The following is a 23,624-nucleotide window of genomic DNA, read 5'->3' as shown; positions in this document are numbered from 1 at the left end:
GGCAGCAGAAAAGGAAGGTCCCATGACGGGAGAGAGAGGCCTGAATGTTCTTCTTGCTGGTGGTGCCGGGTTTATCGGGTCGCATCTGATTGACGCTCTGCTTGCCGACGGTGCGCGCGTGACTTGCCTCGACAATCTTCTGACCGGGCGCCAGGCCAATCTCGCCCATCTCAGGCGCGAGCCCCGCTTCACCTTCCTGGAGGCGGACCTCGTCGATCCGCTGCCGCGCCTGCCGCGATTCGACCGGATCTTCAATCTCGCCTGCGCGGCCTCGCCGCCGCACTATCAGGCGAACCCGGTGCACACGATGATGACGAGCGTGCTGGGCACCAACCGTCTGCTGGAGCGCGCCCGCGCGGACGGCGCCCGCTTCCTCCAGGCCTCGACCAGCGAGGTCTACGGCGATCCCGACGTCCACCCGCAGCAGGAATCCTACTGGGGCCACGTGAATCCGACCGGACCGCGCGCCTGCTACGACGAGGGCAAGCGGGCCGCCGAATCCCTGGTCTTCGATTTCGAGCGCGGCCACGGCACGGACGTGCGGGTGGCGCGCATCTTCAACACCTACGGGCCCCGCATGCGGGCGGATGACGGGCGCGTCGTCTCGAATGTAGTCTGTCAGGCGCTCGCGGGCTCGGACATCACGATCTACGGCGACGGGCGGCAGACCCGCTCGTTCTGCTACGTGAGCGACCTCGTCACCGGTCTGATGCGCCTGATGGCGCGGGATGCGTTGCCAGGCGGTCCGGTCAATCTCGGAAACCCGAACGAGCTGACGATCGGGGACCTCGTCGAGTGCGTCGTCCGCCTCACCGGGACCGCCTCGCGCGTGGTCGAGCGGCCGCTCCCGGTCGACGATCCGCGTCGGCGCAAGCCCGACATCACGCGGGCGCGGGACCTGCTCGGCTGGTCCCCGGTCGTGGCCCTCGAGGAGGGGCTCGAGGCAACGATCGCGTGGTTCGCGAACGAGGTCGTGCCGGACGTCGCGGCCCCGCTGAAGCGGCAGAAGGATAACGTCCTTGCGGCGGAGTGAGCGCGACCCCGCAGACAAAGGGGGGCGTTGCTTCGTCCCCGGATTTCAGCGCGCATGAGGAGGCCCTGATGGGTGGCCCCAAGGTTCGCGTCGGCATCGTCGGCGTCGGCAACTGCGCCTGCTCCTTCGTGCAGGGCCTGCGCTACTACCGGGAGGCAGGCGTCGACGAGACCGTGCCGGGGCTGATGAACGTCGAACTCGGCGGCTATCACGTCGCCGATATCGAGGTGGTCTCGGCCTTCGACATCAATGCCCGGAAGGTCGGCCGCGACCTCGCGGAGGCGATCCTCGCCGCACCGAACAACACCCAGCGTTTCGCCGACGTGCCGCCGGGCAGCGTCGTGGTGCGGCGCGGGCCGACGCTCGACGGGCTCGGGGCCTACCTGCGTGCCGACGTGCCGGAAGCGGACGAACCGACAGTCGACGTCGCCGCGGAGCTCGAGCGGACCCGCACCGACGTCCTTGTCTGCTACCTGCCGGTCGGCTCCCAGCGCGCCGCCGAGTTCTACGCCGAGTGCGCCTTGCGGGCGCGCTGCGCCTTCGTGAACTGCATCCCGGTCTTCATCGCGTCGGATCCGGCCTGGCGGGCGCGCTTCGCGGAGCGCGGATTGCCGCTCATCGGCGACGACATCAAGAGCCAGGTCGGCGCCACGATCGTGCATCGGGTACTCGCGAATCTCCTGCGCGAGCGCGGAGTCCGTCTCGATCGGACCTACCAGCTCAACTTCGGCGGCAACGCCGATTTCAAGAACATGCTGGAGCGGGAGCGGCTTGAATCGAAGAAGCTCTCGAAAACGCGCGCCGTCACGAGCCAGCTCGACGTGCCCCTTGCCGCGGACGACATCCATGTCGGCCCGAGCGACCACGTGCCCTGGCTGACGGACCGCAAATGGGCGCATATCCGTCTTGAGGGAACGGCCTTCGGCGGCGTGCCGCTCAACATCGAGTTGAAGCTTGAAGTCTGGGATTCCCCGAACTCGGCCGGCATCGTGATCGATGCGGTGCGCTGCGCGCAGCTTGCCCGTGACCGGGGCATCGGCGGGGCGCTGATCGGACCGTCGAGCTACTTCATGAAGGCGCCGCCGCGCCAGTTCACCGACAGCGAGGCGCGGGAGCGGACGCTCCGCTTCGTCGCCGGCCTGCCCGATCCGGAGACGCCCGGATCGCCGGAGCCGACGTGAGTCGGGTCTACCTCGTGCGTCACGCCTCGCACGACCGCGTGCACGCGACCCTCTGCGGGCGCATGCCCGGGATCGTGCTCGGCGCGCAGGGCCGTGCCGAGGCGGCGGCGCTCGCCGCGCGCCTCGCCGCCTCAGGCGCCGCCCTCGTCCTCTCGAGCCCGCTGGAACGGGCCGTGGAGACCGCGGAACCCATCGCCGCCCGCCTCGGGCAGCCGCTCGGGATCGCGCCGGAACTCGACGAGATCGCGTTCGGCGACTGGACCGGGCGACGCTTCGCGGACCTCGCGGACGACCCTGCCTGGCGGCGATGGAACGAGGCCCGCGCGACGGCGCGCCCGCCGGGAGGGGAGAGCATGGCGGAGGCGCAAGGGCGCGTTCTCGGGCTCCTGGAGCGGCTCAGCGGGACCTGCGTCCTCGTGAGCCATCGCGACGTCATCCGGTCGGTCCTCGTGAGGGTTCTCGGTCTGTCCCTCGATGCCTACGACCGGATCGCGGTCGATCCCGGGTCGCTGAGCCTCATCGAGTTCTGGCCGGGGGGCGGACGCCTCGTCGGCCTGAACGAGCAACCGGCTACCGCGTGAGGCCACGATGAAGCTGATCGTCTTCGGGCTCACCGTCAGCTCGGCCTGGGGCAACGGCCATGCGACCCTCTGGCGGGGCCTGTGCCGCGCGCTGGCGGAACACGGCCATCAGGTCGTCTTCTTCGAGCGCGACCTGCCCTATTACCGCGCGCACCGCGACCTCACCGCTCTGCCCGGCGGCCGCCTCGTCCTGTTCGACGCGTGGAGCGAGGTGCAGGCCCTCGCGGCGCGCGAGCTCACCGACACGGACGCCGCGATGGTGACCTCCTACTGCCCCGACGCTCTGGCCGCGACGGATCTCGTGCTCACGGCCTCCCGGGCGAGGCGGGTCTTCTACGATCTCGACACGCCGGTGACGCTCGCCCGCCTGCGCCGCGGCGAGGCGGTCGAGTATATCGGTCCGGGCGGACTCGGCGGCTTCGATCTGGTGCTGAGCTACACCGGAGGCAGCGCGCTGACGGCCCTGCGGGACGAGCTCGGGGCACGCCGGGTGGCCCCGCTTTACGGGCATGCCGATCCCTCCGTGCATCGTCCGGCCGCTCCCCTCGATCGCTACCGGTCCGACATATCCTATCTGGGGACCTACGCGGCCGACCGGCAGGCCGGCGTCTCGGCCCTCCTCATCGAGCCGGCCCGGCACCGTCCGGACCGGCGCTTCCTCATCGGCGGGGCTCAATACCCTGCGGACTTTCCCTGGACCTCGAACATCCACTTCGTGCACCACGTGGTCCCCGAGGAGCACCCAGCCTTCTTCTCGTCCTCGCGGCTGACGCTCAACGTCACGCGGGGCGCCATGGCCGGGATGGGCTGGTGCCCGTCCGGCCGCCTGTTCGAGGCGACGGCCTGCGGCGCCGCCGTCCTGAGCGACGACTGGGAGGGGCTCGATGCCTTCTATCGGCCCGGCGAGGAGATCCTGATCGCGCGCAGCGCCGAGGATGTCTGCGCCGCCATGGACCTCACCGATACCGAGATCCGGCGTGTCGCCGAGGCGGGTCGCGATCGCACATTGGCCGATCACAGCGCGACCCGTCGCGTCGACGCGCTCGAGCGGGTCCTCGCCGAGGCGCCGAGGCGCGCACCCGAGATCAGCGCGCGCCTGGCCGGACTCGGCGGAGAGCCCTGAGCATGTGGGGAATCGTGCCGGCGGCGGGCCGCGGCAGCCGCATCCAACCCCTCGCCTTCTCGAAGGAGTTGCTGCCGGTGGGAAGCCGCCTCCGGGACGGCTCGCCATGCCCCTGCGCCGTGAGCGAGTACCTCGTGGAGCGGATGCTGCGCGCGGGGGCCACGCGGATCTGCTTCGTGATCTCGCCTGGCAAGTCCGACATCGTCGAGTATTACGGGGCCGGCTACGGCTGCGTTCCGATCGCCTACGTAGTGCAGCCGCGCCCGGTCGGGCTGTGCGACGCGGTCTTCCGCGCCCTGCCCCTCATCGCCCCTGACGAGCCGGTGATCGTCGGGCTTCCCGACACCATCTGGTTTCCGGAGGAGGCTCTGAGGACGCTTCCGGACGATGCGCTCTCCTTCCTGCTCTTTCCCGTGGATCAGCCGGAGCGCTTCGACGCGGTTGTCCTCGATGCCGAGGATCGGGTCGTGGAGATCCAGGTGAAGCGCAGGGATGCGACCTCCCGCTGGATCTGGGGCGCCTTCAAGATGCCGGGACGGATCCTAGGCGCCCTGCACGCGTCCTGGCGGTCGCGGGACTGCGCCGACGAGTATATCGGCACGCTGGTCAACGCCTATCTGGCCGAGGGTGGGCGCGCTCTCGGGATCCGGGCGGGGCGCTCCTACGTCGATGTCGGCACCCTCGACGGGTATCGAGCCGCCATCGCTCTCCTCGGCGAGGCCGAGCGGACCGGAACGCCGGGACGCCTCTCCCTCGGCGAGCCCGCCGCCCAGGCCTGCGCGCCGCCGATCCCCTGATGCCCGGAGGGAGCACACGATGAGCCCGGTCGAGGAGAGCGCCGCTCTGCGCCGAAGGATCGAGGCGCTCGGGGCATGGTTCCACAACATCGACCTCGACGGCGTGCCGACCGCGCCGAACCACTTCCTCGGGGATTACCCGCGCGTGAAGTGGAAGCGCTTCGCCGACGCGATCCCGGCCGATCTCACAGGCAGGAGCGTCCTTGATATCGGCTGCAACGGCGGATTCTACGCCATCGAGATGAAGCGGCGCGGCGCGGCACGCGTCCTCGGCGTGGATTCCGACGAGCGCTACCTCGCCCAGGCCCGCTTCGCTTCCGCCTGGACGGGCCAGGACATCGAGTTCCGCAACCTCTCGGTCTACGATGTCGGGGCGCTCGGCGAACACTTCGACGTCGTGCTGTTCATGGGCGTGCTCTACCACCTGCGCCACCCCCTCCTAGCGCTGGACCTGATCCGCGAGCACGCGGCGCGCGACCTGTTTGTGTTCCAGTCGATGCAGCGCGGCGCGCGGGACGTCGCGCCGGTCGCCGAGGATTACGACTTCTGGAAGGACGACCACTTCGCGCAGCCTGGTTACCCGAAGCTGCACTTCATCGAGCATCGCTACGCGAACGACTGGACCAACTGGTGGGTCCCCAATCGGGCCTGCACCGAGGCGATGCTGCGCGCGAGCGGCTTCGCCGTCGTCGCCCACCCCGAGGAGGAGGTCTATGTCTGCCGCTGCGCTCCCCTCCCGCAAGGCGCCGGGGCCGTTCATCCGATGCGGCCGGCCGGCCCGCGGCACGACACCCCGACAGCCGAGGACATTGGCCCATGATCGAAGCGGTCATGCTCTGGAACGAGCCCAACAACAAGTCGCACTGGGATCCCGAGATCGATCCGGACTGGCTGCGCTTCGGCGCCATGGCCAGGGCCGCGGGCGAGGCGATCCATGCCGTCAATCCGGGCTTGACGCGGGTTCTCGGCGGCATCTCGCCGATCGATCCGCTCTTCATCCGCCGCATGGAGGGCCAGGGCGTGCTCGGCGCCGTCGACGCGGTCGCGGTGCACGGCTTCCCCCTCGACTGGAACCTCTGGACGATTCACGAATGGCCGCAGAAGATCGCGGAGATCCGCGCCGTCACGGACCTCCCGATCTGGGTCTCTGAGGTCGGCGTCTCGACCTTCGGAGCGGAAGAGGTGCAGCTCTGGGGGCTCGCGCGCACGGCCGAGCTCCTGACCGGGCGTGCCCCGCGCATCCACTGGTACAGCCTCTACGACCTGCCGCGCGAGTGGGAGGCCACAACCCGCCACCGGGAGGCGGAGGGCTCGTCCTATTACCGGCACTTCCACATGGGCCTGCTTCGCCAGGACGGCACGCCGAAGCTCGCGCTCGAGGAATTCGCCAAGCACACGCCGGCCCTCGGCCTGTGCCAGTGGTTCCACTTCGAGGACCACCGCCTGGACGAGGCCGTGGCCTGGATGAAGCGCCTCGGCGTGACCTACCTGCGCACCGGCCTGTCTTGGGCCGACAGCTTCCGGCCGGACGCCCTCAACTGGTTCGACCGGCAGATGGAGGCGCTGCGCGAATTCGACGTCACCGTGACGTTCTGCTTCACGCCCGAGCACCGGGGCATCGCCCCCCATCACACCAGCGCGCCGCAGGTGCTCGAGGAATACGTCGCGTTCTGCGCCGACATGGTGCGCCGCTACGCGCCCGCGCGGGTGGATACCGGGTGAGGGGCGACCATGCTCGTCTTCGGCAAGTCGAGCCGGACGGGTGATCCCCGCGACAGGCTCGAGATCCTCGCCGAGCTGTTTCGGGAGATGGCGGACGAGCCGCCCGGCATCGGCCGCCATTGTGCCCTCGTCGCGGCTCTGATCGAGGCCGGGGAACTCGCGCAGGGAATCGCGGATGCGGCGTTCCGCGATCGCGGCCACGACGCCCCCTCCCGCGCACAGGACGCCGCGACCGGCCTCCTGATGGCGCTCGCCCGATCGGTCTGGGATTCGTGGCGGACGGGGTTCAGAGAGACGCCCGGGGCGCCCGACCTGGCGGTCCTCGCTGCGACGATGCTGCCCGACCGCATCACGACGCGCTGGGCCGAAGGCTTCGCCTTCTACGCGCTCTACCCGGAGAGCTACGCGGTCGCGGCGGCGCGCGCCGGCTTGAGCGCGACGACGCGTATCGTCGGCATTCGCAGCATCGGCGCGCCCCTCGGCGCGATGGTGGCCGCGGGGCTCGGGTCGGGAGACCTGTGGACGGTGCGGCCCGTCGGCCGCCCGTTCCGGCGCGAGCTCTCCCTCGGAGACGCGCTCGCCGCGGGTCTGATCGCGGGAGATCCGGGCGGGTTCGCGGTCGCCGACGAGGGGCCCGGCCTGTCCGGAAGCTCCTTCGGGGCGGTCCTCGACAGGCTCGCGGATCTCGGGATCCCCGAGAACCGGATCGCCCTGTTCCCGAGCCATCCCGGCGCGCCGGGTCCGCAGGCGGCCGAGCGGCATCGGGCGCGCTGGCATCGGCTCGGGCGCCACCTCGCATCGTTCGAGGACGTGGTGCTGGCCGGCGGGCTCGCGGCCTGGGTTGCCGATCTGGTGGGCCCGGCGGAGGCGCCCCTCGCGGACATCTCGGGCGGGCGATGGCGGGCGCTCCAGGGCCGCAGCGAGGATGCTTGGCCGCCCGTCGACGCGCAGCAGGAGAAGCGCAAGTTCCTGGTAAGAGCCGGCGGCTCAGCCTGGCTCCTCAAGTTCGCCGGTCTCGGGCCGGCCGGGCGCGCGAAGCTCGGCCGGGCCCGTGCGCTGAACGCCGCCGGGTTCACGCCTCCGGTCGCCGGCTATCGCCACGGGTTCCTCGTCGAGCGCTGGCTCGAGGAGGGCCGGCCCCTCGACCTCTGCTTCGTCGCGCCGGATTTCCTCATCGATCGGGTCGGACGTTATCTCGGATTCCGGGCGCGGCACTTCGCGAGCGGGCCGGATCGCGGCGCGAGCGTGACCGATCTCCTCGCGATGGCCCGCCACAACGTCGGCGAGGCCCTCGGGCCGGACTGGGCCGGAGCGCTCGGTGCCTGGACCGCACCTCGCCTGGCAGGGCTCGCCGACCGCTCGCATCCGGTGGAGATCGACGGCCGGATGCAGCCCTGGGAGTTCCTCGTCCGCCCGGACGGGCGCCTCCTGAAATGCGACGCCCTCGACCACCATGTCGCCCACGATCTCGTCGGCTGCCAGGATGTCGCCTGGGACATCGTCGGCGCAGTCGCGGAACTGCCGCTTCCCGAAGACGCGCAAGGCCGCCTCGCGGCAATCGTGGCGCGCGGGGGAGGGCGCCCGGTCGATCCCGAACTCCTCGCATTCCTGACGCCCTGCTACCTGGCCTTCCAACTCGGTGCCGCCAGCATGGCGGCGGACGCCGCGCACGACCCCGCCGAGGCCCTGCGTCACCGGCGATCGAGCGCGCGCTACGCGCAGAAGCTGCGGCGCGTGCTCAGGCCGTGACGCGGGCGTCCGAAGCGGGCGGGAAGAACCGCCGGGACAGGGATCTCACCCGCGCAGCATCGAGGCCGAAGCGAGCCGCGAGCAAGTCATCGAGGTCGCAGCCCTGCGCGTTGACGGCCGCCGTCAGGGTGCGGCGCCAGGCGAGATGGGGCCCGTGCAGGTCCGAGTGGTTCTCGGAGGTGTTGATGAGGTAGCACGCCGAGATCGGCAGGGACGCGAGCCGCACGCCGCGCTCCCGCGCCATCTCCAGCCATTGATGATGTGAGCGCAGGGTGCTGAACGGGTCGCGGCGAACCGGGTCCGCCGCGCCGGGACGCAGGCAGGCCACGGTGCTCGTGCCGCAGAGCCGGTGGAATTCGCCGGGAAAGATGTCCGGGTGCGGCAGCGCCGCGATCCGCCGCGTCCGGAGATCCAGGATCATTCCGGCCTCGATCAGACCGCCCACCTCTTCGGGCCCGATGCAGGCGCGCGCAGCCGCGACGGTCTCCCGATCGACCCAATCGTCCGCGTCGACGAGCATGAACAGGCCGCCGCCCTGCGCCAGGACGTGGTCGTTGAGCGCGTGCTTCTTGCGGCCGCTGTCGTCGTTATGGGGGCCGGTCTCCCGCACGGGCCAATCGGCGGGCAGGATGCTGAGGCGTGGATCGCCGTCCATCGCCGTGCGCGGCCTGTCGTGGCAGGCGATGACGACGCGAAAGTCCGGATCCGTCTGCGCGCCCACCGACGTGAGCGTGAGGTCGAGCAATGCCTCGATCAGGGCCCAGTTCCGCGCGAGCGGCCGGGGCACCAGTGCGATCCCGAAGGTGAAGGGCAGCGGGTCGCGCATCGTCGTCCGCGATTGTCGGCCGAAGGGAAGCCGTGGCGCTCGGAGTGTAAGGCACGAAAGTCCGCCCACCGCTACGAATTCGGGGCGTTCGCCGCGCGCGGGCTGCATCGGGCGCTGCCCGGCTCGATGACGTTCCCGAGCGGCTCGCCTTCAGGGCGGCAGCGTCACGGCGCTCGCGGAATCTGCGCCAGGGACCGTCTCACGGCGCCGACGAGGCGTACCGCGCAATCGTGTCCAGGATGATCTGCCGGTGCTCGCACTCCGCGACACGGCTGCCTTGCTAACATCAGCGCACCTCAATGCGCCGACGCGAGACCGAGGTGCGGCCCGGGGTAGACGACGGCGGTTGCGCTGCTGCGACCCGGGCTACAGTGCGTCGGTGCGGCTGCCGAGCACAGCGCATTGAGGCAGCCGACAAAGGAGCAGGGCGTCCTCTCGCGGCGGATTAACGGGCGCGGATGAAGGGAGCGCAGAGCAAGGGGCGTTGCCGAGGGCGGTGGTGCGGCGGCCGGCATTGAGCCTCTGGCCAGGACAAGATCGAGGACGGGCGTGTGGGCGAGATACCGGTGTTGGAGATAGGCCGCTTCCGCGCCGCCGCCCGTCTGCGCCAGAGCTGCGGTGAAACGCTCCAGCGACAGGGCGGAGAATGCGGTGCTGCCCGATGATGAACCGGCCGGGTCGATGAGCCCGGTGGCGTAGAGGCGGGTCGCGACCCGGTCGCGGCGGTTGAGCTGCGGAAACAACTGCCCGTCTCGGCTCGCAGCGGAGCCATCAAGAGAGGTCCGATGCGCAAACCGATTGTTTTCCTCGGCACGCTAGGTGCGGACGAGGAAGCGGCCTTCCTCTCAGCGCTATCCAGCGCGCTGCCTGAGGAGAACATTCGCTCCTTCGGCAGCCTCACAGCGGCGCAACGAACCGAAGTCGAGATCGCCATCGTGGCCAATCCCGATCCCGCCGAGGTCGCGCTGCTGCCGCGCCTCGCCTGGATCCAGAGCGTGTGGGCGGGCGTCGAGCGCATCGTCCGCGATCTTGGGGCGAGAGGCGTGCCGATTGTCCGTCTAGTCGATCCGGAACTCGCCCGAACGATGGCCGAGGCGACCCTGGCCTGGACCTACTACCTGCAGCGCGACATGCCGGCCTACCGGCGCCAGCAGGAGGCGAGGATTTGGCAGCCCCACGCCTATCACTCTCCCGCGGAGACGACGGTCGGTCTCCTCGGGATGGGTGCCCTCGGGATCGCTGCGGCTGAAAGGCTTCATCAGGCCGGCTTCCGGGTCGCTGCTTGGAGCCGCTCGCCCAAGGCATTGCCGGCGTCTCTGACAGTGGACGGGGCCTTCGCTGGAGCGAATGGCCTGCCGCAACTGCTCTCGCTGAGCGACATCGTAATCTGCCTCCTGCCGCTGACGGCGGAGACGCCCGGCCTGCTGAGCGCACCGCAGCTCGCCGCGATGAAACCGGGCGCAGCCCTGATGAACTTCGGGCGCGGCCCGGTCGTCGCGACCAATGACCTCATCGCGGCTCTCGATACCGGACAGCTTTCGCACGCTGTGCTGGACGTCTTCGACATCGAGCCACTCCCGGTCACCTCTCCTCTTTGGCGGCACCCCAGCGTGACGGTCCTGCCCCACATCAGCGGTCCGACGAACCCACGCACCGCGGCCGCTGTCGTCGCGGGCAACGTGCGCGCCTACCGCAGAACAGGACAAGTTCCTGAGGCCGTGGACATCACGCGGGGGTACTAACCCGGCACGTGGCGAGAGCCGGGATGGCTTCGGTTTTGTGGGCATATTCTACGTTGCTGCATGCTCGCCGGTGGCCACGCAGAGGGCATCGTTCTGCCGCCCCTTCGATGGCGCCGTGAACCCGTAGGTGAGCCCGTCCAGGCACACGATCCCGGCGATGATGCTGAGCCAGATGAGACCACCTTCCACGCTGCCCTCCGCCCACGTGCATGGCGCACGTATGAGAGGGTGATGCCGTAAGGCGCCCGACCTGTTCGTCCCAGCCGCAGAGAGTGGGCGCTCTAGGACAGGCCTCCGAGCCACACCTACCGGGAGAGCTCCGTGACTGTGCGTGGGAGGATCAGGACGCCGGCATCCAGACCAATCTTGCCGTCGCGCACGGCCTTGAAGGCGTAGCGGGTCACCTTCTCGATGTCCGAGGAGCAAATCGGTCGGACGTCGATCGCCGCGATACCTCCACCTCTCCGGTAGAGTGCGTCGTTCCGGGCGAAGTGCTCTTCCACCGTCTCGCTCTTGAGCCGCGAGACAGGCGGAACAGCCAGGAGGGCGTGGAGGTGAAGGCCTCCGTCCACATCGGAATTGCAGGACGAGGATCCCTCACGGCGACGCTTGTAGATCGGCAGGTCGGCACACCCGATCAGCACGGGCAGCCGGTCTCTTACAGACGGAGACCGAGGACGGCGGACCACACGAGAGGTCAACTTGGCGTAGATCCGGCAAGTGGGTTCATGAAGGAGGGAGGAGATCAACCGCACGTCCCGACTGATCCGGTCGGGCATGATGGTCAAGAGGTTAACCGACCATCCTTGAGCGGAGCGATCTCGAATGATCTCGGAGAGGGAGCGAATGTAGAGATCGAGGTTCTGGGTTCTTGTTCCAGAGAGTGAAGTCGATTTACTGGTGATCACTTGCTGGTGATCACTTTACTCTGGCATCGCCCTGCCTGCTGGATGCTGCCCTTGAGATTCAGTTGAGTGTGATCCTCTATCTTTATCAGGCATAATCCTCCATTTACTGACCGTGAGACGATCCACATTCGGTGCGGGTATCGGGACCTAAGATCGCGAGGCGGTTCCTCTAAGATCTACCTGGTCCGTCTCATCATTGCGGCCGACCGTGTGACCCTAACCCCGATCTGGCGCTGCCTCAGCACGACTACTCCGTGCCCGTCGTTTAGCCACGGAGGATGTCCAAATCCTCTGGCCCTGAAGTTGTCCGGGACAGCCCAGCTTTAAGCCAGCCGGTCACGACGCGCCGAGGCTACTTAGGCTGTGGTGTTGCTTAGCCGATCGGCTGCAAACGGTCCGTCAGTCTCGGCGCGCTCGGAGCACCTGGACCGTGATCGGCTGCTGCGCTTGATCCTGCGAGTGCGCACGCGCTCGTGGCGTTCCCGGCTTCCACGGTGCAGTCCGGCGGTCAACCGTCGGAGTTTGAAGGCATGAACACGCCACTGTAGCCGATTGTGACGAGCGGCGACGTGCGCGGCCTTGCTTGCGGCAGGCGATGCGCTCACTGCCGGCCGCCCGCCCTCAGAGCCGAGGCGTGCCCCTTGCAGTATCCGGACGGGGCCGGCGGGCTGAGGGCCGGGCTCTGGGATAAAGTGTTGCGATCAGCCTGTTGCCGATTGAACTCATGTGGACGGAACAGCTCGGGAACCCCTGTCATCTCCAGAGGCCCCGAACCTGAATGAGCTTTACTTTCCAATGGTAGACCTCCCGTCTCGTGGTGGACGGGCACCTTGTAGGCTCGGGCGGGAGACCGGTGGCCGAACTCGGTTTGACCGAGGCCGATTTCGGTCAGGAGTCTTTCTCTTTCTCTTCGATCAAGTGACGGAACGCTTCGTCGGCCGCGATCAGGTGTTTGCGCACGGTGTCCACGTCTAGTACGATGCCTTCGTCTTCTAAGTCCTTCTTGATTTCTTGGTATATCTTGCTGGGTCCTTGCTTAGGCGCGTACCGGTAAGCAACAACAGCGAGCCCAAGCACAAGCTTCTGCAGGCTCTGCTTCTCCTTCGGGTTGAGGGTATCGCTACCCGACGTTCGCGTGGTTTTCTCAGCCTTGACTCTTGCATAGACGGCTTTCTCAAGCTCAGGGCAAAAGGGCACATCGAGTCCTTTCGTCCACTTGATGAACGCCGTTGGTTCATTTTTTTTCCTGAAGCTGGCCCATGTCACGAGCCCGCATCGCGAGATCTCTCCGGACCGCGTAAATGGCAGCGAAGGGGTATTCGCTGCCCTCAAGGGCATCCCAGTTAACTACACGCGGTTCACAACCATACGACAGAGCGGTTCCTTCTTCGATCGTCCAGTACGCAACCTTGCTCCAGTAAACCAAATCCGCATACGGATTCTCGTCAAACAGCTCCTCGAAGTCGTCGTAGAATTGTGGATGAGTTTCGTCCCAGCGCGCTCTCTCCATCTCGGCACCTACCAAGCAGCCCAAGTTATTATACAGGCAAAGCCCGCTTGCGATCTCAAAGCGAGCGCGGCTCATCCAAACTATTTGACCAGTCTTCGGCCACAGTACAGATCCATTTTCCTGATCACGGCGGATGCCTCCGCCTCGGATACGAGAGATATCGTGCCTCGAGGGCCTCGGTGCACGTATGCAGGCCATCGCTCATCAGCCTACCCCCGTCAGCAGGTTGATTAGCGGGCGCGATGGGGTAAGCCCGATGCCGAACTCAAGCAGAATATGCAGTGGCACCTTCGTCTGCTGGCTATCCGGCGGCTCAGACTTCTGAGCTAACGTCCACTGGCCACCGGTCGCCTTCCAGCGCCGCATGTGCTCGCGCCAGTCATCGTCGGCGAGTTTGGCGAGATAGGGGTCATTCCCGGTCTTCTGCGGCTTGGCACCACACCGATTGAATCGTTCTTCTCTCAACCATGTAGCGGCGTGCGCCACGAACTCGGTACCGATCTTTTGTGCCTCCGTAAGCTCGGCCCTGTACGCCTCGATGCCTGCCATGATCGCGGCGTGCGTCACACCTCGCCGCACTGCCGCGGCGTATGCCTCGGCTGCAGGCTTTCGTGGATTGTCGCCCCCCCGCTCCGGGTAAGCGGACCAGAACTCCTCAAAGCCGGCTGCCTCTGTCCCCTGGGGGACTGTAGGGGGTTTTTCTTCTCTCTTCTCCTCTCCTCTGGTTAGCAGTCTCAAAGCAATTGCTGCATCCACTTCCTTGTTTTTCAATGGCTTGGCACCACTGACTCCGCTGTTAGTCCCGCCCAACGCGCCCGCTACGCGGCGCTTACTCGACAATGACTCCCGGGCTAGGAGCTCCCGGCTCACCCGGCTGTTGGTTAGTTGGCCCTGCTCATTGACCTGGATTTTGCCTGCCTCAATCAAGCGCCGGAGGAGCGCGGCGGCCTTGATGTGCCCACAGCGGAACAGGCCCTGTAGCAGCTTGATCGAATTCGGAACCGGATGGCCGGTCCGGTACATCTGGTGACAGAGGCGCAGGTACGCCGCCTCAAGCTCCAGGGGCAGGTCCACGGTGCCCGTGTCCCATGCCTCGTAATCCATCTTGTAGAACTCGCCCTTCATCGCGCCATCTCCGACAGGACGTTGCAAGCGACGTCGCAGAAGCACTCGATCCGGATAGTGGGCCCGGAGCGCTGCTTCAGGATCTCGATCTCAAGAGTGTTCAGGCAGCGCGCGAGACGGTCTTCCTCGACATCGGTCCGGTCGGCCTTATGCTCAAGGTAGTAGGCCTCCCGATATAAGCCGAGCACGACGTCGGCATCCTGCTCGACCGAACCGCTCTCGCGCAGGTCCGCGAGCTGCGGGCGCTTGTCCTGGCGCTTCTCGACCTCTCGGTTGAGCTGGCTGAGGCCAAGCACCGGGACGCCAAGTTCCTTGGCCAGCCCCTTTAGGCCAGCGGTGATCTCGGTCATCTCCTGCACGCGATTGCCGTAGTAGCGCTTCGAGGGGCGGATCAGCCCGATGTGGTCAATGAGCAGCGCCGCCAGTGGCACGCCCTGGCGCTCGGCCCGCGACCGCATCTGCCGGGCCCGGGCAGCGATCTGAGCTAGCGTGAGACCGGCCTGCTGCTCGATCCAGACCGGAATCCCCGCGCAGACCCGCTCGGCCTCCTGGAGCCGCTCTACGGCCTGCTCGGATAGCCCGCGGCCCTCGGCGATCGCCCGGTACGTGATCGGCTCCTGTGCATAGGGGTCGTAGGCGGCAGCGGAAAGCACGCGTTCAGACAGTTCGTCTGCAACCATCTCGAGTGAGAACATTCCGACGGGACCGACGCCGCGAGCCGCCGAGATCGCGATATGTATGGCGACCGTCGTTTTCCCCATCGCCGTGCGCCCGGCCACGACGATGAATTGCCCTGGTCGCATCCCGAGGGTCGCGTGATCGAGCCTCGGCAGGCCGTAAGGCACGCTCCGCGGCGTGAGACCCGCTCGCGCCTGATGGACGCGCGCGATTACGCTGCCGACGCTCTGCCCGAGCGTGACGCAGCGGGCGTGCTCGGCTAGGCCAGCGCTCGCAACCTCGTCGAGTTCCTGGATCATGAAGGTGGCGTAGGCGGTCGGGCTGTGCACCGAGCCGGCCGTCATCTCGGCTACGGCGGCTTTCGCTGTCTCAAGGATCCGGCGCATCTGCGCGGCGTCACGAATCATTTTGGCGTAGCCGGGTGCGCCGCTGACCGTGGTTGCTTCAGTAAATAGCTTGATCAGGTAGGCACGAAGGGTCATTCCCCCGACGTCGGCATCTCCAAGAGCCGCCGTCATGAGCAGGAGGTCGATGGGCTCGCCGGCATCTCGGCGTTGACCCATGACTTCGAACAGGTGCCGGTGCACGGGATCGATGAAGTCCTCGCCGCGGACGTGTTCCCGAGCCCGGTCGAGCGCATCTGGGTTTTGCAGGATTGAGCCGAGGAGTGCCTGCTCTGCGTCAAAGGCGTGCGGAGAGGTCACTTCGTTGGAGCAGAGCGGTCCTGAGTTCTGTTTCGACAAAACGGAATTTCCCTTTCCAATCAATGCTGGAACGAAAAGGGAAGATGTCGAAATGGCCCTTGTAGAAACTCGCTGTTCCGCAGTCTCTTAATCAGCGGGTCCTAGGTTCGAACCCTAGTGCGCCCACCATTCTTCCCAAAGCTTCCGATCTGCGAGACGCCGCTTCGACGCGGCGTCGCGGCCTGGAGGGCCGTCACCGCTGATCGCCGTCCCGACCGCGGAGAACGCTGCGCTCGGGCCGGCAGCAGCGTCGGAGCCATCTCCTCACGGATGGACCGCGTCGCCGAAGCCGCCGGCGGTTCTGCCGTCGCGGTCGCTTGCCCTGACGATCACCTGCCCCTGACGATCACCCGTCCCTGACGATCACCTGCAAGTCGGCCGGGTGGTTCGGAAAAAACGCGACGTCCGCGAAAGCCTCGAACGCACGGCACCGCTGCCCGTGATGCCGTCGAGACCGTTCGGCCGGGTTGTGGAACTCGCCGAGAGACCGGATCGTCGCGATGCCCGGATCGAGGGTCGGAACCGAACCAAGTCCGTCGTCAGCCGTTAGGCGGCTATGGCGCGTGCCGGCACCGTGGCGCCGGAGCGAGCGCCCCTCTCGGAGGAGGCCGCATGTCGAAGATCAGCGTGAAGCTCGGGTGCGACGGCACCCATTCGGTGATCCAGGGGCACGATCCCGTCGTGAGCGGGCTGAGCTTGGACGACGCCGAGAACTACGCGACCTTCATGCGGGCGTCCGCGCGGGTTCGCCGGACGCGCAAGCTGCCCGATACGCTCCGTTCGCGCGGCGCCTGCATGGGCAGGCCCGGTCCGCTCGTTTGAGGGCAGCCACGGCTCGCGCCGGCAGGCCGGCGAGGGCCGGGAGTCCGGCCGCGTCTCGGAGCCGGCCTCGTTCGCTCGCGCACCGGTGAGGCCCGGCCGACGATGCGCTCGCATGGGCTCGGCCCACCCTGAACGGCGACCCGGCGCGCACCTCAGTCCGCGTTCATCCGAACAGGCACAGTCTGATCGCGTTGGTGAAGACCAACCGCCGTCGGAGGGCCGAAGCAGGCCGCCGGCTCGCGATCCTGGTTCGCGTCAAGGGAGAACGTCATGCATAGGAAGAGTGTCGCTCTGGCGGCTGTACTGCTCGCCTCGCTGTCCGGTGCCGCCCTGGCCCAGACGGGCGCGGCCGGTAGCGCCGAGAAAAATTTGAACAATCCCGGCAGCGTCAAGAGCAATACCGAGAAGGGCATGCCCGCCAAGGACGGCGCCGCGACGACCGGCACCGCGACGGGTGCCACCACGGCAGCGCCGTCCGGCGCAACCAGAGCGGCGCCCGGCGCCCCGAAGGCGGGCGCCTCGTCGACCGGGGCCCACTGATCGCGGCGATCCCGCGCCGGCGGGGCCCGGGCTCGGAGCGCGAGGTTTTGTCGTCGCGCCCCGCAGCCAAGGCCTCGCCGGCAGGCCGGGCTCAAGGAAGCCCCGGCGCCCACGTGCCGGAGCTTCCCCGGCCGCCATCGCTCGCGGCGGCAGCCTAAGCCATCGGAGGATGCCTCGTCCGCGCCCGGTCATCCCGGCGCGGGTCTCACGCGACCGGCGGCGTCCTCAGCGTCCCGGTCCGAGTAGCCGCTCGATCTCGGCCTCGCCCCTCTTCCGGGCCAGGGCCTCGGACGAATGCGGCTTGTCCGAGCGCTGAAGAAGCTTGCCGCGCTCGCGGATCACCCAGGTGAAGTGGCCCTCGGGCTCCTCGCAGGGTCTGATCTCGAGGGTGTAGGGATAGATCGCATCGGTGCTCATGGTCCCGATATGGCCCCCCGACCCCGCAACTGCCACGGCCGACCCGATTTCAGCGCGTCTCTGCGAAGCTCCGGCCGGCTTCGGGAGCCGGTCCATGCACACCGACGGCCACGGAGGGCAGGCGGAGCGCTCGCAGATCCGGTCTCGCCCCGTCCCGGCGTCGTGGCCGTCTCCGATCGAGCCGAACCGACGCGCCGCGACCGGCAGGATCGCGACCGTCCGAACCGCGATATGACGCCGAGGCCGCCGCCGGACAACACACGAGCGCGGCATCGGGCTGGACGGGGCCGAGAGACGCCCGGCTACGCTCTGATGTCGTGCAGCTTTTCGCGTCAGCCGGCCGATGCTTGAAAACATCGCCAGGATGGCGTAGAAAATCGGAATCGATCTCTGGCCAGATATCCGGCCGTATCGCCTTGACAGGCGCGCGTACTGTATTCTCCCACATTTCGACGACAAGAGACCGGGCCCCTGCAGTGCATGCGCTGGCCCGTTCGATCGCCAGCACAGATATGGAACGACTGATGAGCACAGGAACCGTGAAGTGGTTCAACGAGACCAAGGGCTACGGCTTCATCCAGCCCGATGACGGCGGCAAGGACGTGTTCGTCCACATCTCGGCCGTCGAGCGCTCCGGCATGCGCAACCTCGTCGAAGGCCAGAAGGTCTCCTACGAGATCGAGACTGACCGGCGTTCGGGCAAGCAGTCGGCCGGCAACCTGCAGGCCGCCTGAGCCCGGCGCGCTCGCGCCCCGCTTCGAAGCCGCCCCGTCCGGGGCGGCTTCTTGCGTTTCCGGCACCGGCTCGCGCTGCCCACGGGGCTCTGGATCGTCCGGAGCGCGGCCGCGGGCCCGACGGTTCGAGATGGCTTATCCGGCGCTGGACGGGGCGTTCTCGATGATCTCGAGCGTGCGCAGGATCGCGAGGCCGACCGAGGCCGCATCGCTCCTGCCGTCCTGCGTGTTGGGAAGGATCGAGACGGGCTCGAAATCGCAGCCTCCGACCCGGCCGACGACGACCTTCAGGACGTCGCCCTCCGCTGCCCCCTCATCGTGCACAAGGCAGACTCGGTAGCCCGCGGCATCGCCGAAGACATGCAGGGCCTGAAAGACGAATGGCGCCTCGCCAGGGCTCTCGTCGGCAGGCTTCCGGCCAAAATCGGGTCGAATGACGTTGCTCATGGCGGAGTGTAGCCGCTCCGCCCGTCCTGGGATAGCGGCCTCGCGAGTGCGGCGCCCCGGGTGGCCGCCGGAACGGATTGCCCGGGCATGCGGGAGCGGCCGGTTCACGGCCGCATGAGCATCAGGCGGGCGATGAACAGCAAGGCGCCGGCCAGCGGCAGCAGGACCAGGATGTGGCCGGCATGGAAGCGCGGCCTGCTCCTGCGGATGAGCGCCTCCCTGATGGAGGCCTCGGTCACGGGCTTCGCGGCCGGCCGCCCGGCGCGTTTCGCCTCGTAGGAGCGCGACAGGTGGAGATGGAGGACCATGGCATTCTCTCTCGACCGCGAAGCTTGGACAAGATGTCTAGCCGGACATTCCTAAATGATCGATAATAACCCTCGGTTGTTATTTTGACTAATACAGCAATCGGCGATATAGGCCCTCTCCTCGATTGATCATCTCCGATCGGGGCGGCGCGCCGGGACGGGGTTCAGCGGCTGCGCGCCACGCCCTCGCTGCGGTGGTCCGCGACCGGCCACCAGCGGCGGCTCCCCGGAGCCGGGCGGGTGACGGGCTGGACCGCGTCCGCCCGCGCCAGGCGCGAATGATGATCCTGGAGCAGAACCTGGATGCGCTCCATGGCCGCCAGGATGTCGGCGGCCCAGCGCTGCTCGGCTTCGCAGGCGCCGTCCCGGCGGAGGCAATCCAGCCGCTCCGCCCCGGCACGGAGCAGGTGCGTGCCCTCCGCGACGTAGTCCTCCACCTCGGCAAGATCCGGCAACCGCGACGTCGACGTCCTCATGGCGACCTCGAATGGATAAAGAATTCCGCGAGGCTTGCCCCAAGGGCGCGGCGACCTTCTGTGAGGTCGATCACACTCGCCCGATGCGGATGCCGGGCTGCGCGGCCCGCGGCAGCGCGAAATCGCGGCCGCACGGGCGGCGACGGGCTCAGCGGAGGGCGGCTCGGCGGTCGAGGGAGCCTTGGCGGCGGTTCAGGTCTTCGCCCCCGGGCGGAGCGCACGGAACAGCCGCATCAGCCTGCGGCCAGGCGCTTCCTCCGGGGCGGCGTCCGAGCCTCCTTCCGAGGGGGGCTCGTCGGCGGCGACGGCGTCCGCCGCGCCGGCCTCGCCGCGGCGCTCCTCGAACAGGCGCGTCAGGAGTTCGAGGGCGAGCGGCGGGATCGGCTGGCCGTGGGCGTCCAGCAGGAGCGCCGCGTCCGCGAGGGCCCGCAGCGTCGCGTCGGGGGTCGGGTGCTCGAGCATCCGATCGGCCAGAGTCTTCTCGGCGAGCCTCGCCGCAAGCTCGGAAACCCGCGCCAGCCGCTCGGGCGGCGTGCCTGTCGTGCTCATCGGCGGCGCCTCCTCGCGACGGATCCTACACCGCCGCGGCGGCGCCGTTGAGGGGTTTGGCGAGGCGAGGCTTGGCGAGGCGAGGCTTGGCGAGGCGGGGCTTGACGAGGCCCGCAGGATCGGGCCCGGGGCCGGCCTTATGCGGACCGTGGGCATTGACGCCGCGGATCCGCCCGGCAAAAACCCCGCGGGCAGGGATCACCGGAGGCTCGCAGGGTGCCAGAGCGTGCGCCGAACGTCAGTTTCGAGACGATCAAGACCCTTCTCCGGCCGGGAGACCGGGTCCTGTTCTACAAGCCGCACCAATCCTTCGGCTTCACCATCGACACGGACGAGAACCTCGCGGCCGTGCACGATCTGCTCGGACGCGACCTCGGCCTGATGCCCGGCGACATCGTGGAGACGTTCTGCAACGGCGACGGGTCGCAGATCATCGCCCGCATCGAGCATGCCGCGAAGGTCCGGCCCGCGACGCGGTTCGGCAACGCCCTGATCTCGGTGCTGACCCCGGACGGCTGAGCCCGCGCCGGCGCGCCCTTGAGGCATGTTATGGACGGACGCGTTCGCCGGGAGGATCGTTGCGGATCGGGGGCAGCAACCGAGGTGCTGACCATGGACAGCTTCGACCACATCCTGAACTGGAGCCTGAAGCGCGGCTCTCATCCCTTTCCAGGTCCGGATGGCGGGACCTGCATCAACGAGGCGGCGGTGGTGGCGTGCGGCTTCCCGTACCGGCCGGTGAAGTCGCCGCTCGATCTGCCGGAATGCTTCTCGCGCCCCATCTGCCGGCTCGCCCTGCGGCTCAACGACGAGGCCGGCGAGGCCGATCGGCAGCGCCTGATGCCCTTCGTCAACCGGCTCGCCTGCGCCGACAGCCCCGAGGTGGAGGCTCGCCGGGCAGCCTACATCCGGGCGCATATCGATCTCGACGCGCCGCTCGCGAACTGCGTTCCGCTCGGCGAGGGCATCCGGATCCTGGAAGGGGCGCTCGCCATCGGGCGGCAGGCGGATCCGCTCGGGCTCGACGAGGTCGCGGGCCGGATGCGGGCGGCGCGCGGCGAGGCCGAGCGGTCGCGGGCGAGCGCGCGCCCGCTCGGCGCGAAGCTGAAGGCCTGGCTCGGCCTGCCGCGGGAGGTCGAGGAGGTCGGGTGAGGGCGGAACGCCGCCGGAGCGCGGGCGTTCTCCCGGATCGAAGAGGCGTGCAAGCGAAGCGCATGCGAGCGAGGCTCCCGGTCGCGAGCGCCCGGCGCGGGCATCGGCAGCCGCCCCGGCTCGCCGCCGGGTCCGTGCGCGCCCCGCGTGACGCCGCAGGCTGCCGGGATGCTCGATCCGGAGATCTACGATCATCTGCGCCGCGTGGCGGCCACCGTCTCGGAGCCGCTGCGGGCCGCCATCGAGCGCGTCGGTCCGCTTGCGATCTCGGCCCCGCGCCATAGGACCGTCGCCGACCGCCTGTTCGTCGAGGTCGTCAACCAGCAGCTCTCGGTGAGGGCCGCCGCGGCGATCTGGGCGCGGGTCGAGGCCGCCGCCGGCGCGCGCGGCCTCGCGCCCCGCGACCTGTTCGTGCCGGGCGAGGAGGCCGTCCTCAGGGCTTGCGGCATCTCGGGCAACAAGGTGCGGGCGCTGCAGGCGATCCGGGAGGCCGACGCGGCCGGGCTGCTCGGCACGGATCTCGCGGCCATGCCGCATGCCGAGCGCTCCGCCATCCTGCGCGGCATCCGGGGCGTCGGCCCGTGGACGGCCGACATGGTCGGCATCTTCCACTGCCTCGATCATGACATCTGGCCGGAGGGCGACGTCGCGGCGGTGGGCTGCCTGCGCCGCCTGACCGGCCGCGACGATACCCGCGCGGTGGCCGCTGCCTTCGCGCCCTACCGGTCGATCCTTGCCCGCTACGCCTGGGCGATCCGGGATGTCGCCGCCTCGGCCGCCCAAGGGCCCGCTCTGGCGCCCGCTCTGGCGCCCGCTCAGGCGGAGGTCTGCGGGCGGTCGGCGCCGTAATCCCGCGGCCTGCCGTCGTAGCCCTCCATCCAGGCGGCCCGCTCCGGGGAATTGAGCGGGTAGGGGCAGGCATCCTTGCGGATGCGGCGCGCCCGGGTGTGGGCGCCCTCGGCGACCGGGTCGTTCGGCGCGATTCTCGGCTTCTCCATGGAGACAACTCCGCTTGCCCCCGTTCTGGGTTCAACGCGCCCGCCGCGCGGGACGATCCGCCGGACCGCCTCGGTGGCCGCGGCGCAGCCGGCGCGGCAGGGCGGTCGAACCGGCCGCCACGCCGCGCGACCGGGATCTACCGCGCCGCCAGCGTCGTCGAGAAGCTGTGCTGCAGGGCGACCGACCCGGCCCGCCAGACGGTGTAGGTCGCCGTGTAGGTGCCCGGGCCCCATCCCGCCGCCGGCCGCTTCTTGCCCGCGAAGATCAGGGTTTGCGCCCGTGGCCGCGCGAGCGGCTTGTCCGCGTTCTCGGCCAGCACGCGACCGTCCGGTCCCTGGAGGACGAGGCGCTGCGCGTCGCCCGTGTCGAGACCGATCGTGCGGATCCAGGCCACCAGCGCGCCGGAGGCCGGCTCGACCGACCCTGTCGCCTCCGTCTCGACCTCTGCCATGCCGACGGGGCCGCCCGAGAAGCCCGCATTGAGGACGGCGCCGGCGCGGTATGCGAGGGCGGGCTGCACGGACGCGTCCCAGAGATTGTCCGGCGGCAGCGCGCCGGCCGGGAGGCAGGCCTCCGCGGGGGCGGTCGGCGCGAACGGATCGAGCATGCGGCCGTTCCGGCGCAGCGTGAAGTGGAGGTGCGGGAATTCGCTGGCGCCCGACAGGCCGACCTGGCCGATCGCCTGGCCGGCCGCCACGGTATCGCCCGGGCGCACCGTCAGGCTCCCCTTCGCGAGGTGGCAATACTGCGTCTCGTAGCCGTCGGCATGGGCGATCACGGCGCCGTTGCCGCACTCGACGCCCGCGACGGCATCCCGCCCGGTCTCGCGCACCGACACGTCGGCGGCGTCGCCGCGCGTCCTCAGCACCCGGCCGGGCGCGGCGGCGAGCACCGCGCCGGCCGGTCCGGCCGCGGCGGGCCGGCTCGACAGCCTGATGTCGATCCCGTCATGCCCGTCATAGGTGCGGCTGCCGCAGGTGTAGTCGCGGGCGCCGCTGCCGGGATCGCGGTCGACGTAGTGCTGGATGAAGCAGGTCCGGCCGATCTCGCAGGCGAGCGGCAGCCTGAGCGAGAGAGCGTCGGCGCTCGCGGCGGGAGCCGCGAGAAGCGCGGCGCTCATCAGGACGGGGTAGCGGATCGTCATGGCCATGTCCTTTCTCGGTCGGGCTCGCGGCGTGTGACGTCGATGCCTGGGCGGGGTCAGTGTTCGCGCCAGGCCTTTGCGATTTGGTCGAGGATGGGCTTTGTGAGGTAGGAGATGACGGTGCGCTCGCCGATCTGCAGGAAGGCGTCGACGGGCATGCCGGGCACCAGGGTGACCTCGCCGAGCCGGGCGCGCTCGGCGGCCGGGACCTGGATGGTGGCCTTGTAGAAGGACTGGCCCGACTTATCGTCCTTGTCCTGGGTGACGTCGGCCGAGACGAGCTTGACGACGCCCTTGATCTCGGGGGTGGTGCGCTGG

Annotated in this window: 31 protein-coding genes; 15 read left to right on the top strand and 16 right to left on the bottom strand. The window is 68.8% G+C overall.

Going from position 1 to position 23,624, the window contains the following annotated elements:
- The first annotated feature begins 22 nt into the window (after positions 1–22).
- The 8 genes from WDW90_RS17875 to WDW90_RS17840 all read left to right on the top strand — a co-directional run bounded on the left by WDW90_RS17875 (position 23) and on the right by WDW90_RS17840 (position 8,186).
- Complete coding sequence (locus tag WDW90_RS17875) at positions 23–1,033, top strand: UDP-glucuronic acid decarboxylase family protein (protein WP_336488771.1); 1,011 nt, start codon at positions 23–25, stop codon at positions 1,031–1,033.
- Between the two features lie 68 nt (positions 1,034–1,101).
- Positions 1,102–2,214 carry an inositol-3-phosphate synthase gene (locus WDW90_RS17870; RefSeq protein ID WP_336488770.1) on the top strand — a complete coding sequence of 371 codons (1,113 nt, stop codon included), beginning with the start codon at positions 1,102–1,104 and terminating at the stop codon, positions 2,212–2,214.
- Positions 2,211–2,795 (top strand): histidine phosphatase family protein, encoded by a 585-nt coding sequence (locus WDW90_RS17865; protein WP_336488769.1) that lies wholly within the window; start codon positions 2,211–2,213, stop codon positions 2,793–2,795. The genes WDW90_RS17870 and WDW90_RS17865 overlap by 4 nt, the downstream gene beginning before the upstream one ends.
- 7 nt (positions 2,796–2,802) lie before the next feature.
- A complete protein-coding gene (locus WDW90_RS17860) occupies positions 2,803–3,918 on the top strand; it encodes a CgeB family protein (RefSeq protein WP_336488768.1) in 1,116 nt (371 codons plus the stop codon).
- Positions 3,919–3,920: 2 nt separating this feature from the next.
- On the top strand, positions 3,921–4,715 hold the full coding sequence (locus tag WDW90_RS17855) for a nucleotidyltransferase family protein (protein ID WP_336488767.1): 795 nt from the start codon (positions 3,921–3,923) through the stop codon (positions 4,713–4,715).
- A gap of 19 nt (positions 4,716–4,734) precedes the next feature.
- Complete coding sequence (locus WDW90_RS17850) at positions 4,735–5,535, top strand: TIGR04290 family methyltransferase (RefSeq protein ID WP_336488766.1); 801 nt, start codon at positions 4,735–4,737, stop codon at positions 5,533–5,535.
- Entirely contained in the window at positions 5,532–6,437 is a 906-nt protein-coding gene (locus WDW90_RS17845) for a glycoside hydrolase 5 family protein (RefSeq protein ID WP_336488765.1), read from the top strand. The genes WDW90_RS17850 and WDW90_RS17845 overlap by 4 nt, the downstream gene beginning before the upstream one ends.
- A 9-nt stretch (positions 6,438–6,446) precedes the next feature.
- The gene (locus tag WDW90_RS17840; RefSeq protein ID WP_336488764.1) at positions 6,447–8,186 is read left to right on the top strand and encodes a hypothetical protein; all 1,740 of its coding nucleotides are present in this window, start codon (positions 6,447–6,449) and stop codon (positions 8,184–8,186) included.
- Here the strand turns inward: WDW90_RS17840 and WDW90_RS17835 are convergent.
- Positions 8,176–9,012: a glycosyltransferase family A protein gene (locus tag WDW90_RS17835; RefSeq protein WP_336488763.1), complete on the bottom strand. Its 837-nt coding sequence runs from the start codon at positions 9,010–9,012 to the stop codon at positions 8,176–8,178. The genes WDW90_RS17840 and WDW90_RS17835 overlap by 11 nt on opposite strands.
- 785 nt (positions 9,013–9,797) lie before the next feature.
- Between WDW90_RS17835 and WDW90_RS17830 the strand changes: the two genes are divergently transcribed.
- Positions 9,798–10,754 (top strand): 2-hydroxyacid dehydrogenase, encoded by a 957-nt coding sequence (locus WDW90_RS17830; RefSeq protein ID WP_336488762.1) that lies wholly within the window; start codon positions 9,798–9,800, stop codon positions 10,752–10,754.
- 48 nt (positions 10,755–10,802) lie between these two features.
- Here the strand turns inward: WDW90_RS17830 and WDW90_RS17825 are convergent, their stop codons facing one another.
- The 6 genes from WDW90_RS17825 to WDW90_RS17800 all read right to left on the bottom strand — a co-directional run bounded on the left by WDW90_RS17825 (position 10,803) and on the right by WDW90_RS17800 (position 15,718).
- The gene (locus tag WDW90_RS17825) at positions 10,803–10,943 is read right to left on the bottom strand and encodes a hypothetical protein (protein WP_336488761.1); all 141 of its coding nucleotides are present in this window, start codon (positions 10,941–10,943) and stop codon (positions 10,803–10,805) included.
- Between the two features lie 116 nt (positions 10,944–11,059).
- Positions 11,060–11,398, bottom strand: coding sequence for a hypothetical protein (locus WDW90_RS17820; RefSeq protein ID WP_336488760.1), 339 nt, complete (start codon positions 11,396–11,398; stop codon positions 11,060–11,062).
- Positions 11,399–12,550: 1,152 nt separating this feature from the next.
- The gene (locus WDW90_RS17815) at positions 12,551–12,928 is read right to left on the bottom strand and encodes a hypothetical protein (RefSeq protein WP_336488759.1); all 378 of its coding nucleotides are present in this window, start codon (positions 12,926–12,928) and stop codon (positions 12,551–12,553) included.
- Entirely contained in the window at positions 12,897–13,247 is a 351-nt protein-coding gene (locus tag WDW90_RS17810; RefSeq protein WP_336488758.1) for a hypothetical protein, read from the bottom strand. Before WDW90_RS17810 ends, WDW90_RS17815 begins: the two co-directional genes overlap by 32 nt.
- 129 nt (positions 13,248–13,376) lie before the next feature.
- Positions 13,377–14,297 (bottom strand): DUF1376 domain-containing protein, encoded by a 921-nt coding sequence (locus tag WDW90_RS17805; protein WP_336488757.1) that lies wholly within the window; start codon positions 14,295–14,297, stop codon positions 13,377–13,379.
- Entirely contained in the window at positions 14,294–15,718 is a 1,425-nt protein-coding gene (locus tag WDW90_RS17800; protein ID WP_336488756.1) for a replicative DNA helicase, read from the bottom strand. The genes WDW90_RS17805 and WDW90_RS17800 overlap by 4 nt, the downstream gene beginning before the upstream one ends.
- Positions 15,719–16,330: 612 nt before the next feature.
- Between WDW90_RS17800 and WDW90_RS17795 the strand changes: the two genes are divergently transcribed.
- Together WDW90_RS17795 and WDW90_RS17790 are read left to right on the top strand one after the other, a co-directional pair.
- On the top strand, positions 16,331–16,540 hold the full coding sequence (locus WDW90_RS17795; RefSeq protein ID WP_336488755.1) for a hypothetical protein: 210 nt from the start codon (positions 16,331–16,333) through the stop codon (positions 16,538–16,540).
- A 270-nt stretch (positions 16,541–16,810) separates the two neighbouring features.
- Positions 16,811–17,080, top strand: a complete 270-nt coding sequence (locus WDW90_RS17790) for a hypothetical protein (RefSeq protein WP_336488754.1) — start codon at positions 16,811–16,813, stop codon at positions 17,078–17,080.
- 225 nt (positions 17,081–17,305) lie between these two features.
- Here the strand turns inward: WDW90_RS17790 and WDW90_RS17785 are convergent, their stop codons facing one another.
- Positions 17,306–17,497 carry a hypothetical protein gene (locus WDW90_RS17785; RefSeq protein ID WP_336488753.1) on the bottom strand — a complete coding sequence of 64 codons (192 nt, stop codon included), beginning with the start codon at positions 17,495–17,497 and terminating at the stop codon, positions 17,306–17,308.
- A 524-nt stretch (positions 17,498–18,021) separates the two neighbouring features.
- Between WDW90_RS17785 and WDW90_RS17780 the strand changes: the two genes are divergently transcribed.
- Positions 18,022–18,231, top strand: a complete 210-nt coding sequence (locus WDW90_RS17780; protein ID WP_336488752.1) for a cold-shock protein — start codon at positions 18,022–18,024, stop codon at positions 18,229–18,231.
- 135 nt (positions 18,232–18,366) lie between these two features.
- On the opposite strand, the gene WDW90_RS17775 is transcribed toward WDW90_RS17780, so the two are convergent.
- The 5 genes from WDW90_RS17775 to WDW90_RS17755 form a co-directional block, all read right to left on the bottom strand.
- Complete coding sequence (locus WDW90_RS17775) at positions 18,367–18,678, bottom strand: hypothetical protein (RefSeq protein WP_336488751.1); 312 nt, start codon at positions 18,676–18,678, stop codon at positions 18,367–18,369.
- A 104-nt stretch (positions 18,679–18,782) separates the two neighbouring features.
- The gene (locus tag WDW90_RS17770; RefSeq protein WP_336488750.1) at positions 18,783–18,986 is read right to left on the bottom strand and encodes a hypothetical protein; all 204 of its coding nucleotides are present in this window, start codon (positions 18,984–18,986) and stop codon (positions 18,783–18,785) included.
- A gap of 164 nt (positions 18,987–19,150) precedes the next feature.
- A complete protein-coding gene (locus tag WDW90_RS17765) occupies positions 19,151–19,462 on the bottom strand; it encodes a hypothetical protein (protein ID WP_336488749.1) in 312 nt (103 codons plus the stop codon).
- Between the two features lie 192 nt (positions 19,463–19,654).
- Entirely contained in the window at positions 19,655–20,011 is a 357-nt protein-coding gene (locus WDW90_RS17760) for a hypothetical protein (RefSeq protein WP_336488748.1), read from the bottom strand.
- A 25-nt stretch (positions 20,012–20,036) separates the two neighbouring features.
- The gene (locus WDW90_RS17755; RefSeq protein ID WP_336488747.1) at positions 20,037–20,213 is read right to left on the bottom strand and encodes a hypothetical protein; all 177 of its coding nucleotides are present in this window, start codon (positions 20,211–20,213) and stop codon (positions 20,037–20,039) included.
- A gap of 14 nt (positions 20,214–20,227) precedes the next feature.
- Here WDW90_RS17755 and WDW90_RS17750 point away from each other — a divergent pair, with 14 nt between their 5' ends.
- The 3 genes from WDW90_RS17750 to WDW90_RS17740 all read left to right on the top strand — a co-directional run bounded on the left by WDW90_RS17750 (position 20,228) and on the right by WDW90_RS17740 (position 22,012).
- Complete coding sequence (locus tag WDW90_RS17750; RefSeq protein ID WP_336488746.1) at positions 20,228–20,530, top strand: hypothetical protein; 303 nt, start codon at positions 20,228–20,230, stop codon at positions 20,528–20,530.
- Between the two features lie 93 nt (positions 20,531–20,623).
- A complete protein-coding gene (locus tag WDW90_RS17745; protein WP_336488810.1) occupies positions 20,624–21,163 on the top strand; it encodes a hypothetical protein in 540 nt (179 codons plus the stop codon).
- Between the two features lie 147 nt (positions 21,164–21,310).
- A complete protein-coding gene (locus tag WDW90_RS17740) occupies positions 21,311–22,012 on the top strand; it encodes a DNA-3-methyladenine glycosylase family protein (protein WP_431311064.1) in 702 nt (233 codons plus the stop codon).
- Here the strand turns inward: WDW90_RS17740 and WDW90_RS17735 are convergent.
- The 3 genes from WDW90_RS17735 to WDW90_RS17725 form a co-directional block, all read right to left on the bottom strand.
- The gene (locus WDW90_RS17735; protein ID WP_336488745.1) at positions 21,979–22,161 is read right to left on the bottom strand and encodes a hypothetical protein; all 183 of its coding nucleotides are present in this window, start codon (positions 22,159–22,161) and stop codon (positions 21,979–21,981) included. The genes WDW90_RS17740 and WDW90_RS17735 overlap by 34 nt on opposite strands.
- A 137-nt stretch (positions 22,162–22,298) precedes the next feature.
- Positions 22,299–23,312, bottom strand: coding sequence for a M23 family metallopeptidase (locus WDW90_RS17730; protein ID WP_336488744.1), 1,014 nt, complete (start codon positions 23,310–23,312; stop codon positions 22,299–22,301).
- A 50-nt stretch (positions 23,313–23,362) separates the two neighbouring features.
- A partial coding sequence (locus WDW90_RS17725) for a beta-barrel domain-containing protein (RefSeq protein ID WP_488803308.1) occupies positions 23,363–23,624 on the bottom strand: 262 nt, incomplete at its 5' end.

The organism is Methylobacterium nigriterrae (genome assembly GCF_037106235.1).
Taxonomy (GTDB): domain Bacteria; phylum Pseudomonadota; class Alphaproteobacteria; order Rhizobiales; family Beijerinckiaceae; genus Methylobacterium; species Methylobacterium nigriterrae.
The sequence above is the reverse complement of the archived record's forward strand: the minus strand, read 5'-3'. Positions and strand labels throughout refer to the sequence as shown.

Coding starts and splice junctions, on each gene's coding strand:
- WDW90_RS17875 (WP_336488771.1), top strand. CDS start 23: ATGACGGGAGAGAGAGGCCTGAATGTTCTTCTTGCTGGTGGTGCCGGG.
- WDW90_RS17870 (WP_336488770.1), top strand. CDS start 1,102: ATGGGTGGCCCCAAGGTTCGCGTCGGCATCGTCGGCGTCGGCAACTGC.
- WDW90_RS17860 (WP_336488768.1), top strand. CDS start 2,803: ATGAAGCTGATCGTCTTCGGGCTCACCGTCAGCTCGGCCTGGGGCAAC.
- WDW90_RS17855 (WP_336488767.1), top strand. CDS start 3,921: ATGTGGGGAATCGTGCCGGCGGCGGGCCGCGGCAGCCGCATCCAACCC.
- WDW90_RS17850 (WP_336488766.1), top strand. CDS start 4,735: ATGAGCCCGGTCGAGGAGAGCGCCGCTCTGCGCCGAAGGATCGAGGCG.
- WDW90_RS17845 (WP_336488765.1), top strand. CDS start 5,532: ATGATCGAAGCGGTCATGCTCTGGAACGAGCCCAACAACAAGTCGCAC.
- WDW90_RS17840 (WP_336488764.1), top strand. CDS start 6,447: ATGCTCGTCTTCGGCAAGTCGAGCCGGACGGGTGATCCCCGCGACAGG.
- WDW90_RS17835 (WP_336488763.1), bottom strand. CDS start 9,012: ATGCGCGACCCGCTGCCCTTCACCTTCGGGATCGCACTGGTGCCCCGG.
- WDW90_RS17830 (WP_336488762.1), top strand. CDS start 9,798: ATGCGCAAACCGATTGTTTTCCTCGGCACGCTAGGTGCGGACGAGGAA.
- WDW90_RS17810 (WP_336488758.1), bottom strand. CDS start 13,247: ATGAGCCGCGCTCGCTTTGAGATCGCAAGCGGGCTTTGCCTGTATAAT.
- WDW90_RS17805 (WP_336488757.1), bottom strand. CDS start 14,297: ATGAAGGGCGAGTTCTACAAGATGGATTACGAGGCATGGGACACGGGC.
- WDW90_RS17795 (WP_336488755.1), top strand. CDS start 16,331: ATGTCGAAGATCAGCGTGAAGCTCGGGTGCGACGGCACCCATTCGGTG.
- WDW90_RS17790 (WP_336488754.1), top strand. CDS start 16,811: ATGCATAGGAAGAGTGTCGCTCTGGCGGCTGTACTGCTCGCCTCGCTG.
- WDW90_RS17785 (WP_336488753.1), bottom strand. CDS start 17,497: ATGAGCACCGATGCGATCTATCCCTACACCCTCGAGATCAGACCCTGC.
- WDW90_RS17780 (WP_336488752.1), top strand. CDS start 18,022: ATGAGCACAGGAACCGTGAAGTGGTTCAACGAGACCAAGGGCTACGGC.
- WDW90_RS17775 (WP_336488751.1), bottom strand. CDS start 18,678: ATGAGCAACGTCATTCGACCCGATTTTGGCCGGAAGCCTGCCGACGAG.
- WDW90_RS17770 (WP_336488750.1), bottom strand. CDS start 18,986: ATGGTCCTCCATCTCCACCTGTCGCGCTCCTACGAGGCGAAACGCGCC.
- WDW90_RS17765 (WP_336488749.1), bottom strand. CDS start 19,462: ATGAGGACGTCGACGTCGCGGTTGCCGGATCTTGCCGAGGTGGAGGAC.
- WDW90_RS17760 (WP_336488748.1), bottom strand. CDS start 20,011: ATGAGCACGACAGGCACGCCGCCCGAGCGGCTGGCGCGGGTTTCCGAG.
- WDW90_RS17745 (WP_336488810.1), top strand. CDS start 20,624: ATGGACAGCTTCGACCACATCCTGAACTGGAGCCTGAAGCGCGGCTCT.
- WDW90_RS17735 (WP_336488745.1), bottom strand. CDS start 22,161: ATGGAGAAGCCGAGAATCGCGCCGAACGACCCGGTCGCCGAGGGCGCC.
- WDW90_RS17730 (WP_336488744.1), bottom strand. CDS start 23,312: ATGGCCATGACGATCCGCTACCCCGTCCTGATGAGCGCCGCGCTTCTC.